General features: G+C 34.2%; 11 protein-coding genes and 1 pseudogene. 10 read left to right on the forward strand and 2 right to left on the reverse strand.

Annotated features, from left to right (window positions below; translation table 11 throughout):
- The first annotated feature begins 87 nt into the window (after window positions 1-87).
- The 6 genes from KA893_RS13530 (at window position 88) to KA893_RS13555 (ending at window position 4,486) form a co-directional block, all read left to right on the forward strand.
- Window positions 88-894, forward strand: coding sequence for a nucleotidyltransferase domain-containing protein (locus tag KA893_RS13530; protein ID WP_225417023.1), 807 nt, complete (start codon window positions 88-90; stop codon window positions 892-894).
- Complete coding sequence (locus tag KA893_RS13535; protein WP_000662263.1) at window positions 875-1,609, forward strand: class I SAM-dependent methyltransferase; 735 nt, start codon at window positions 875-877, stop codon at window positions 1,607-1,609. Before KA893_RS13530 ends, KA893_RS13535 begins: the two co-directional genes overlap by 20 nt.
- A 32-nt stretch (window positions 1,610-1,641) precedes the next feature.
- Window positions 1,642-2,505: an aminoglycoside nucleotidyltransferase ANT(6)-Ia gene (locus tag KA893_RS13540; protein WP_002294505.1), complete on the forward strand. Its 864-nt coding sequence runs from the start codon at window positions 1,642-1,644 to the stop codon at window positions 2,503-2,505.
- A 43-nt stretch (window positions 2,506-2,548) separates the two neighbouring features.
- Window positions 2,549-3,076, forward strand: a complete 528-nt coding sequence (locus KA893_RS13545; protein WP_002294507.1) for a phosphoribosyltransferase family protein — start codon at window positions 2,549-2,551, stop codon at window positions 3,074-3,076.
- A 131-nt stretch (window positions 3,077-3,207) separates the two neighbouring features.
- Window positions 3,208-4,017: an ANT(9) family aminoglycoside nucleotidyltransferase Spw gene (locus KA893_RS13550; RefSeq protein ID WP_002294509.1), complete on the forward strand. Its 810-nt coding sequence runs from the start codon at window positions 3,208-3,210 to the stop codon at window positions 4,015-4,017.
- A 217-nt stretch (window positions 4,018-4,234) separates the two neighbouring features.
- Window positions 4,235-4,486 (forward strand): hypothetical protein, encoded by a 252-nt coding sequence (locus KA893_RS13555; RefSeq protein ID WP_002294510.1) that lies wholly within the window; start codon window positions 4,235-4,237, stop codon window positions 4,484-4,486.
- 50 nt (window positions 4,487-4,536) lie between these two features.
- Here the strand turns inward: KA893_RS13555 and KA893_RS13560 are convergent, their stop codons facing one another.
- Window positions 4,537-4,995: a hypothetical protein gene (locus KA893_RS13560; protein ID WP_002325145.1), complete on the reverse strand. Its 459-nt coding sequence runs from the start codon at window positions 4,993-4,995 to the stop codon at window positions 4,537-4,539.
- Between the two features lie 67 nt (window positions 4,996-5,062).
- Here KA893_RS13560 and KA893_RS13565 point away from each other — a divergent pair, with 67 nt between their 5' ends.
- The 3 genes from KA893_RS13565 to lnu(B) all read left to right on the forward strand — a co-directional run bounded on the left by KA893_RS13565 (window position 5,063) and on the right by lnu(B) (window position 8,425).
- Window positions 5,063-5,641 (forward strand): recombinase zinc beta ribbon domain-containing protein, encoded by a 579-nt coding sequence (locus tag KA893_RS13565; RefSeq protein ID WP_088186203.1) that lies wholly within the window; start codon window positions 5,063-5,065, stop codon window positions 5,639-5,641.
- Window positions 5,642-6,083: 442 nt separating this feature from the next.
- Entirely contained in the window at window positions 6,084-7,568 is a 1,485-nt protein-coding gene (lsa(E), locus tag KA893_RS13570; RefSeq protein ID WP_002294513.1) for an ABC-F type ribosomal protection protein Lsa(E), read from the forward strand.
- 53 nt (window positions 7,569-7,621) lie between these two features.
- Window positions 7,622-8,425 carry a lincosamide nucleotidyltransferase Lnu(B) gene (gene lnu(B) / locus KA893_RS13575; RefSeq protein ID WP_002294514.1) on the forward strand — a complete coding sequence of 268 codons (804 nt, stop codon included), beginning with the start codon at window positions 7,622-7,624 and terminating at the stop codon, window positions 8,423-8,425.
- 308 nt (window positions 8,426-8,733) lie between these two features.
- Here lnu(B) and KA893_RS13580 read toward each other — a convergent pair.
- Window positions 8,734-10,035 (reverse strand): annotated as a pseudogene (locus KA893_RS13580) (ISL3 family transposase).
- Window positions 10,036-10,452: 417 nt separating this feature from the next.
- On the opposite strand from KA893_RS13580, the gene KA893_RS13590 reads away from it, so the two are divergent.
- Window positions 10,453-10,677: a helix-turn-helix domain-containing protein gene (locus tag KA893_RS13590; RefSeq protein WP_000205227.1), complete on the forward strand. Its 225-nt coding sequence runs from the start codon at window positions 10,453-10,455 to the stop codon at window positions 10,675-10,677.
- Window positions 10,678-10,775 lie beyond the last annotated feature (98 nt).

Below are 10,775 nucleotides of genomic sequence, written 5' to 3' on the forward strand. Positions count from 1 at the left end.
ATTGTTTATATCTGAAATAGTCCATACAGAAGACTCCTTTTTGTTAAAATTATACTATAAATTCAACTTTGCAACAGAACCGAAGGCATCGTATTAGGGGGCTCACGTGCAAGAGGCACCCATACAGAAAATTCTGATATAGATATCGGAATCTATTACAATTCAGACTCATTTGACCTGACAGCGATTAATCAAATTGCTACAGAATTGGATGATAAAAATAGAAACAACCTTGTTGTGCCTCCCGGAGCGTGGGGTGATTGGATTAATGGCGGCGGATGGTTATTTATAAATGGGTATCATGTTGACTTGATTTTACGTGATATAAAACGGGTAGAACAAATAATCAAAGATACGGAGCAAGGAATTGTTACTGCCAATTATCAGACCGGGCATCCCCATGGTTATATAAGTGCAATGTATCGTGGAGAATTAGCGATTAGTAAAATACTATATGCTAAGAACGAAAGCTTATGCGAATTAAAAAAGCAGGCAGAAATTTACCCTACTGCTCTAAAGAAAAGCTTGATGAACTTTTTTATATTTGAAGCTGAATTCTCTTTAATGTTTGTAAAAGCAAATGCGGGGGTAGAGGATAAATATTATATTGCAGGCCATGTTTTTCGTATTATTTCATGCTTAAATCAAGTACTATTTGCATGTAATAATGCTTATTGTATCAACGAAAAGAAAGCTATAAAACTGCTTGAAACTTTTGAACATAAACCTGAAAAATATACCGAGAAGGTAAATCATATTTTTGAAGTACTCGGTATCTCACTTTTTGAATGCTACGATATGACCGAGAAACTTTATAAAGAAGTGAATGAAATTGTATCGGAGATAAATAACTTTTTAAACGAGGAGAGTTCAGATGAAAGAAAACAAATATGATGATAATATATTTTTTCAAAAATACAGTCAAATGAGTCGCTCGCAGAAAGGACTGGCTGGTGCGGGAGAATGGGAGACTTTGAAAAAGATGCTACCTGATTTTAAGGGTAAGCGTGTGCTTGATTTAGGATGCGGCTATGGATGGCACTGTATATATGCGATGGAAAACGGTGCTTCCTCTGTAGTAGGTGTTGATATTTCTCATAAAATGCTCGAAGTAGCAAAAGGAAAAACCCATTTTCCACAGATTGAATATGAATGCTGTGCCATAGAAGATGTGGATTTCCCAGAGGAGAGCTTTGATGTAATACTAAGTTCGCTTGCGTTTCATTATGTAGCAGACTATGAGAATTTAATAAAAAAGATATATAGGATGCTGAAGGCTGGTGGCAATTTAGTTTTTACAGTTGAACATCCTGTTTTTACTGCTCATGGAACACAAGACTGGTATTATAACGAAAAAGGAGAAATACTGCATTTCCCGGTGGACAATTATTATTATGAGGGCAAACGGACAGCTATGTTTTTGGAAGAAAAGGTTACAAAATATCATAGAACACTGACCACATATCTAAATACACTGCTTTCAAATAGTTTTATAATAAATCAGATTGTGGAGCCACAGCCGCCAGAGAACATGATGGATATTCCGGGGATGGCGGATGAAATGCGACGCCCAATGATGCTGATTGTATCGGCAAAAAAGAAGATGTAATAATATAGAAAAAATAAACGAGGAGTATGTAAATGAGATCAGAAAAAGAAATGATGGATTTAGTACTTTCTTTAGCAGAACAGGATGAACGTATTCGAATTGTGACCCTTGAGGGGTCACGCGCAAATATTAATATACCTAAAGATGAATTTCAGGATTATGATATTACATATTTTGTAAGTGATATAGAACCGTTTATATCTAATGATGACTGGCTTAATCAATTTGGGAATATAATAATGATGCAAAAGCCGGAGGATATGGAATTATTCCCACCTGAAGAAAAGGGATTTTCCTATCTTATGCTATTTGATGATTACAATAAAATTGATCTTACCTTATTGCCCTTGGAAGAGTTAGATAATTACCTAAAGGGCGATAAATTAATAAAGGTTCTAATTGATAAAGATTGTAGAATTAAAAGGGACATAGTTCCGACTGATATAGATTATCATGTAAGAAAGCCAAGCGCAAGGGAGTATGATGATTGCTGCAATGAATTTTGGAATGTAACACCTTATGTTATTAAAGGATTGTGCCGCAAAGAGATACTGTTTGCAATCGATCATCTGAACCAGATTCTACGGTTTGAACTACTTAGGATGATGTCGTGGAAGGTTGGGATAAAGACAGAATTTTCATTAAGTGTTGGGAAAAATTATAAGTATATTAACAAATACATTGATGAAGATCTATGGAATAGATTATTATCTACATATCGCATGGATTCCTATGAAAATATTTGGAAGTCATTATTTATATGCCACCAATTGTTCAGGGAAGTGTCCAAAGAGGTAGCAGAACTACTGGGGTTTGATTATCCAGAGTATGGTAAGAACATAACAAGATATACCGAGGACATGTATAAAAAATATGTTGAAAATGACTATTTTTAAAGATTAGCAAAGATTATTAACCATAAGCAAGGGGTGTAAATGTATGGAAAGTACTGATGTTATAAATGAAATTAGAGGTATATTACCTCGTAACTCAATTGGAAAATATGATTTACTAACTATTTTTACACATAAAACCGTTTTTGATAAAATTGTAAAAGTACTATCATTGGATTTTCAAAATAAAGTAGATTATGTGGCTGCCCCAGAAGCAATTGGATGGATACTAGGCACTGCCATAGCCAAAGAACTTGGAGTGGGGTTTATTGGAGTAAGAAAAGGTGATAAGCTGCCATACGCAAAAGAAGAGATTATTTCGACACATTTTACCGACTATTCAGGTCAAGATAAAAGCTTTGAAATATCTAAGAGTTCTATTGTGAGGAACAAAAGAGTTTTGATTGTAGATGATTGGATAGAGACAGGTTCTCAAATGAAGGCTTTAATAGCTTTGTTAGAGAAATTGGATTGCAGCATTATTGGGTTGGCTACTATTGGGATTGATATAAATGAGGTTACTCAAAAATGGATAGACAGCAGTTTTGTAGCTTATATTGGCTCAAACATATAATAAACCGAAAGAAAATCTTGAATCAAAATTTTGGATGGCGTTAATTTACAATACAACGAAAGATGTTTACTCTTTTTTTATAAATTTTAAGAGGCGTTAAAAAACAGTTTTCAGACGAAAGGAGATCGAAGTTGAGTATAGATTTAAGTAACAAAAAAATTCCGAAAGAAGCAATTCAAGCATTAAAAACTATAGCGGAACTACTTGATAATATGTTAATTGGGGTGTATTTGTATGGTTCGGCAGTAATGGGTGGTTTACGTATGAATAGCGATGTAGATATTTTGGTAATAACAAATCAAAGTTTATCTGAAAAAACTCGAAGGAATCTTACAAATAGGTTAATGCTTATATCTGGGAAAATAGGAAACATAAAAGATATGAGGCCTCTTGAAGTTACGGTCATAAATCAAAAGGATATTGTCCCTTGGCATTTCCCCCCCAAATATGAATTTATGTATGGCGAGTGGCTAAGAGAGCAGTTTGAAAAGGGAGAAATTCCTGAGTCGACTTATGATCCGGATTTAGCAATACTTTTAGCACAACTAAGAAAAAATAGTATTAACCTTTTGGGACCAAAGGCAACAGAAGTAATTGAGCCTGTGCCAATGACAGATATTCGAAAAGCAATTAAAGAATCGTTGCCCGGGTTGATAGCTAGCATTAACGGTGACGAACGCAATGTGATTTTAACTTTAGCCAGAATGTGGCTGACAGCATCTACTGGTGAAATTCGCTCAAAAGATCTGGCAGCTGAATGGGCGATACCTCAATTACCCGATGAGCATGCTACTTTACTCAACAAAGCGAGAGAGGCTTATTTAGGAGAGTGTGTTGACAAGTGGGAAGGAATGGAATCTGAGGTGGCTGAACTCGTTAATCATATGAAAAAGTCTATAGAGTCTTCCCTTAATATCCAATTACCTTTTCGAATAGTTTAAATATAACAAAGACTAGTTGTTAATGTGCATTATTGATTGCTTCGATATGTTCCCCCATATATCAGTTTCTTAAAAAATAATCAAAATACCGTTGATACGTTCCCGCGAACGAAAGGGTTAAAAATCAGCTTAAGACATCAATGCCATCAACTAGAGCCACGTTGAGACGTGTGTTTTATTGTCCCACAAAAGTGCAGACGATTTTATCAGTGTAAAAATGGAGTACGCAGACGACCGAAAAATCCAGCCAGATCGTATCACCTACAGGCTTATTCAGGAGTATATCGAAGAAAAGTACGGCTTCAAAGTTCACACTGCAAACATTGCAGAGGTCAAAAGAAACTTAGGCCTGCCGATGTACGACGCACCAAACGCAGTTGAAGAACTAAAACGCCCATATAAACCAGCACCAGAATATAAAGTAGAAGCTATTAAAGACGCATTAAGGCACTTCAAGGTCATAGATTAAAGTAAAGTACCCTTTCAGCAGATCATTACTGTTGAGAGGGTCTTACTTTTTCAGAAGCCGGCCAATGTAAGGATAGCCCTACAAGATTGCGGGTCTTTCTCTTCGAGCCATGTTTCCAGATTGCTTATAGCGATATCCTTTTGAATATGGATGCTCTCTTCAAATCGATATTCGATTGCACATGTAAGGATATCAACAGGTTCATCAAGAACCTTACCGCCAAGAACTGGGTATTCGTCAATTACAATCCAGTCAGGTGGGAGACCATCAAAGAGAGCCTGCGGATACAATTCCCTAAAGTGAATCTCAATTTCCATAGCTTCGATCTCACCTTGTTCTTTATCTGGGTAACAAGTGGCATAAGATACATCGAAGCCTCTAGTGAGCAGCATCTGAACGACATTGATGAGTTCAATATCAACAGGAATGGTCTTATCGGCGCATTTACAACAAGGCTTCGACCAAATTTCACTGTATAGCTCTAAACATCGTGGACACATCGTCATCATACAATCACTTCCTTCACCAGTTTATAGAAAGTAGTTCTTTTAAGATTAAGTGCCTGCATAGTTGCAGTTGCAGTTTGCTCGCCAGTGCGGTGATATTTACCGCCGGGTACACTGGAATAACCGAGGTTACAAGTCTATTGTTTGGAGATGCGTCAGCCGTTTGGAGGAAAAAGGATCTGAATGTACTGCCCCTACCATAAACGAGGAAACATTGCAGACAGCAGTGGTCAAGGCTATTAACGAACTTTTGGCTAACAAAGAACCCTTCCTCCAGGCGTTGCAGAAAAACATAGCTACTATACTTAATGAAGAAAATGATAATGCCACCAATGATATTGATAGCAAATTGGAAGAATTACAACAACAGCTTCTTATCCAAGCAAAATCCAAGAATGACTATGAAGATGTGGCTGATGAAATCTACCACCTTCGAGAATTGAAGCAAAATGCACTTGTTGAAAATGCAGAGCGTGAAGGAAAAAGGCAACGAATCGCTGAAATGACTGATTTCTTTAATGAACAATCCTGTGAGTTAGAGGAATATGATGAGCAGTTAGTAAGGAGGCTTATAGAAAAAGTTACGGTATTTCATGATAAGTTCGCCGTTGAATTCAAATCAGGAGTCGAGATTGATGTAGAAGGGTAATCTTTAGAAAGAGAACAGAAGAATTATATTGGATTTTTAAAGATAATATGATATAATAAAACGACTTGGAGGTGGAAGAATGTATAACTTTTCTTGCTAATTATATGATGCATAATAAGATATTTAAAGAAACGGCTATAGAACCGTTTGTTTTGTTATGCAAATTGCAAGAAAGTTAAGTATTCTACACTCAATAATACATTACAGTAACCTTATGTTATGTATAACAAAAGGTAATAATAGTATTTGTTTTTGAGCCGTAAGAATTTACTTTCTTGCGGCTTTTAATATTTGTAAAAGAAAGGAAGATAAACGTGATAGACAATGATACTATGTCATTCATGACAAAATCCTTGCAGAGTTGGATAACATTATAGAGTAATTAATGCCGAAAACCGACTTTGCTTATAAAATTTTTATAATGTAAAGGAGGAAGAAATATATGTCCTTAATAAATGTTTCAAATCTAACTTTTTCATATGAAGGAAGTTATGACAATATTTTTGAAAATGTAAGTTTTCAGATAGATACAGATTGGAAACTCGGTTTTATTGGAAGAAACGGACGCGGTAAAACTACTTTCTTAAATTTACTGCTTGGCAAATATGCGTATTCCGGCAATATAAGTTCTACAGTTAAGTTTGAGTATTTTCCTTATGATGTGGAAGATAAGAGTCTATATACAATTGAAGTAATGAAGAGTATTTGTACGGAATGTATGGATTGGGAGATTTTTCGTGAAATATCATTGCTTGATGTTCAAGAAGATGCTTTATATCGTCCGTTTAATACATTGTCAAATGGTGAGCAAACGAAGGTCCTTCTTGCAGCTTTATTCCTTACAGCGAGTTGTTTCCTGCTTATTGATGAACCTACAAACCATCTTGACATCGATGCACGTAATGTAGTGCAAAACTATTTGAAACGCAAGAAGGGGTTTATTTTGGTATCTCATGATAGAAGCTTACTTGATCAATGTGTTGACCATATACTATCTATCAATAAAACGAATATCGAAATCCAAAAGGGAAATTTTACTTCTTGGTGGGAGAACAAAACGTTACAAGATAATTTTGAACTGGCAGAAAACAAGAAACTCCTTAAAGAAATAGGAAGGTTGTCTTATGCAGCAAAACGTAGTTCAAACTGGTCAAATAAAGTAGAAAAAAGTAAATATGGAACAACAAATTCTGGTTCAAAACTGGATAAGGGTTATGTTGGACATAAGGCTGCAAAAGCGATGAAACGTGCCAAAAATATTGAGTCAAGACATCAGGAAGCCGTTTTACAAAAATCAGAACTGCTCCACAACATTGAACAATATGATGACTTAAAAATTTCACCACTTGAATTTCACAAAGAGTGCTTAATAGAAGCGAATGATTTATCATTGTCTTATGGAGATAAAGAAGTATGCAGTAATCTTAATTTCAGAGTCAATATTGGTGATAGAGTTGCCATTATCGGAAAAAATGGGAGTGGTAAGTCTAGTATCCTAAAATTGATTAATGGAGATGATATTAAATTTACCGGAAATTTTATGCTAGCAAGTGGACTAAAAATTTCTTATATTTCGCAAGATACTTCATATTTAAAAGGTAATCTATCTGAATTTGCCTATAATAATAAGATCGATGAAACTCTATTTAAAACGATTCTTCGTAAACTGGATTTTAATAGAGAGCAGTTTGATAAGAACATGGTGGATTTTAGTGCTGGTCAGAAAAAGAAAGTACTAATTGCTAAAAGCCTTTGTGAAAGTGCACATTTGTATATATGGGATGAGCCATTGAACTATATTGATATTTTTTCACGTATCCAAATTGAAAAAATGATTTTGGAATATTGTCCTACACTATTGTTTGTGGAGCATGATGATGCTTTTTGCAATAACATTTGTACGAAAAATATTAATTTAGGTTTGTAGAGATTTTGAGTTGCCACAATAACTAAAAGATATTTACATGAAAGGGTGAAGAAATGTTAAAACAAAAAGAATTAATTGCAAACGTTAAGAATCTTACTGAGTCAGATGAACGAATTACAGCTTGTATGATGTATGGATCGTTTACCAAAGGAGAAGGTGACCAATACTCTGATATAGAGTTCTATATATTTTTGAAAGATAGTATAACCTCGAACTTTGATTCATCCAACTGGTTGTTTGACGTAGCTCCGTACTTGATGCTTTATAAAAATGAGTACGGAACAGAGGTAGTTATTTTTGATAATCTTATACGTGGGGAATTTCATTTCCTTTCTGAAAAAGATATGAACATAATCCCCTCGTTTAAAGATTCAGGTTATATTCCTGATACGAAGGCTATGCTTATTTACGATGAAACAGGGCAATTAGAAAATTATTTATCAGAGATAAGTGGTGCAAGACCAAATAGACTTACTGAAGAAAATGCTAATTTTTTGTTGTGTAATTTCTCTAATCTATGGTTGATGGGAATCAACGTTCTAAAAAGAGGAGAATATGCTCGTTCATTAGAACTCTTATCACAACTTCAAAAAAATACACTACAACTTATACGTATGGCAGAAAAAAATGCTGATAATTGGCTAAACATGAGTAAAAACCTTGAAAAAGAAATTAGCCTTGAAAATTATAAAAAATTTGCAAAGACCACTGCTCGATTAGATAAGGTAGAATTATTTGAAGCCTATAAAAATTCTTTGCTATTAGTTATGGATTTGCAAAGTCACCTTATTGAACAATACAACTTAAAAGTTACACATGACATTTTAGAAAGATTGTTGAATTACATTAGTGAATAGGAGAGTAACGTTATTCACAGTATTGGGTACTGAAAATTAACAGCATACCTCAGTTTTTCAAAAAACAGCGAAGCCTATGGATATGTTCCCGTCTACCGATAGTGCAAAAAGTGTCGTGGATATGTTTCCGAGAACGGACATACACAAATGACATTCATTCTGTCCTCTCAATCCATATTGAATGTGTGACTGTTTTAAGTAAGTAAGGAAAACATAAAAAAACGGGCTCTTTGTCAAATCGGACTGATGAGACAAATATTGAAGATGATGAATTTGAGAATTTTCTCAAATTCATCATCTTTTTTTAGTTATTCAATTGTGACAAGGTCGTTTATCATAAAAATTCTTATCTTCATATTACTAAAAGATTTGAAGCCATAAGATACTCTTTTTAATATCTTAATATGAGTATTTTTAGCTTCTATTTTTCCGTTAGAATACTTATACGTTAAGCATTACGAATCCCTTCTTCATAATTAATCAGATTTTCAATCTTCTGTTTAAATAGTGGATCTAAGGTAGTCGGTAAGTTCTTTAATAAATCAAAAAATGAGTCTGGATCTTTATTTCTAAAGTGATAGGTTAATAATTGAAACACGCCATAGGCTTCTTTTAAGTCTGTAGAAAATGATAAAAGACGATCAATCATCATTGATTCTGTTAGAGGGGGAAACTTAGGTGAAGGAAAGCTTCTCCAATTTTTATATTCTGAACTAGAAACAGTCATTTGATTCTTTAATAGGTATTTCCAATTTACTTTTAGCTTATTGGCTTCAGAACGCTGGTGATTCTTTATTAATGCTTTCATTTCCCTGACTCTAAAGTCATTAAAAGCTTGGTTTAAGTGTTTAACGATATGAAACCTATCAATGACTAAAGCTGCACAAGGAAAGATTTTTTTAGTTAACTGAAAATAAGCCGCATTCATATCTGTCACTAGAAATTTTACCTGTTCTCGTTTCTCCTTGGGAGAACGATTGAAGTAATTCATTAGTTTATCAAGTCTACGACTAGGAAGAACATCAACCAGTTCACCGGTTTCACCATTGGCACAAATAAAACTCATTTTATCTTCATAGGTGGCATGAGATCTGAATTCATCAACCATTAGAACTTTTGGAAAAGAGCGTGGTTTAAGCGTTTCAGGTAAATGTTTTTCAACAGATTTAAGGACCCTTATAACGGTTGTGAGTGATACATGACATATCTTAGCGATAACGGTCATTGATATTTTTTGAGTTAATAATTCTAGTATTCTAAATGTCATGAATCGACTAATAAAACAATTTTCTTCAACGATAGAACATTGAGTTGTCCAATGTTGATGGCAGTTTTTACAAAAATATCGTTGTTTTTTTAGCTTTAAAATAGTTGGAATATTTTGATATGATTCCAAACGAATTGTCACTTCTTTTTTCCCATTTTTTACAATGGTTTTCTTTTCATCTGCATCGTTCGCATGAGACTGACAATACTTACAGGCCGTAAGCTTAGGTGAGTAGGTACCAGTGATAATTAATGTGTTCACACCTTTGTATTTTCCTTCTTCAACACAAGTTAAATTTAAATCTTTCTTTAATTCGCAACATTTTTTTGATATGATTAGTCATGACATGTCGTCCTTTCTATTTAAGATTTTGGTTGGTACTTTAATTTTACTAGATAGACGACATGCTTTTCTACTTAAATAAACTAAAATAGAACTGATGAATCAAAAAATGATTCATCAGTTCTATAAATTATAGAGCCTGAATTTATCCGCAAAAACAAATTCCGCACCTTAGAATATGATGATAAGCTTGTAAGGAAGATAATCCAGAGCGTTACAGTGTATGAAGACCACTTCGTCATAGTCTTCAAATCTGGCATCGAAATGGAAATATAAAAACCCAAAGTAAATAGCCCATGACTCTACAGTAGAGTTGTGGGTTTTCTTTTGCTTGCTGATTATAATAATATTTTAATAACTATTGTGTTTATCAATCAAATGGTTTACAATATTCTTAGCGTAAACTTGGAGGTGCTGTATGACTACGGCAGAAATGATTAAAGAACTGTGTGAGCAAATGAATATAAGTGTTTCCGAACTTGCTAGACGTATTGGCCAGACTCCACAGAATTTCAATAAAAAATTACAACGAGAAACAGTAACCTTGGATGAGTTGAAGGCCATTGCTGATGTGCTAGGTGTCAAGTTTGTGCAGGCATTTATTTTACCAGATGGAGAAGAAATAAAAATATCTAACGAATAAAGGAGGATGTTTATATGGTAGGTAATGTTATTCAAATAGTAACAGAGAAATTATCATCTTTGCCTTTTATAGAAGGCATGGTTCTGTTGCAAAGTAAA

This window comes from Staphylococcus sp. GDY8P126P, assembly GCF_017891965.1.
GTDB classification, from domain to species: domain Bacteria; phylum Bacillota; class Bacilli; order Staphylococcales; family Staphylococcaceae; genus Staphylococcus; species Staphylococcus saprophyticus.